The sequence below is a fragment of the Thauera sp. 28 genome, assembly GCF_000310145.2.
In the GTDB taxonomy this organism is placed as follows: Bacteria; Pseudomonadota; Gammaproteobacteria; order Burkholderiales; family Rhodocyclaceae; genus Thauera; species Thauera mechernichensis.
Genome location: NZ_AMXA01000100.1, coordinates 1 through 425 on the forward strand (window position 1 = coordinate 1; position 425 = coordinate 425).

Sequence of the window (425 nt, forward strand, 5' to 3'; positions counted from 1 at the left end):
AATTACTCGATGATCTTGGCAACCACGCCGGCGCCGACGGTACGACCGCCTTCACGGATGGCGAAGCGCAGACCTTCTTCCATGGCGATCGGGGCGATCAGCTTGACGGTGATCGACACGTTGTCGCCCGGCATGACCATCTCGGTGCCCTCGGGCAGCTCGATCGAACCGGTCACGTCCGTGGTACGGAAGTAGAACTGCGGACGGTAGTTGTTGAAGAACGGGGTGTGACGACCACCCTCTTCCTTCGACAGCACATACACTTCGCCCGTGAAGTGCGTGTGCGGCTTGATCGAACCCGGCTTGCACAGCACCTGGCCACGCTCGACGTCTTCACGCTTGGTGCCGCGCAGCAGCACGCCAACGTTGTCGCCGGCCTGACCCTGGTCGAGCAGCTTGCGGAACATTTCAACGCCGGTGCAGGT

The 425-nt window shown here is 61.9% G+C and carries 1 protein-coding gene; it reads right to left on the reverse strand.

What is annotated here, in order from left to right:
• Positions 1-2: 2 nt before the first annotated feature.
• On the reverse strand, positions 3-425 hold a 423-nt coding region (locus C662_RS19625; protein WP_002934782.1), incomplete at its 5' end, for an EF-Tu/IF-2/RF-3 family GTPase.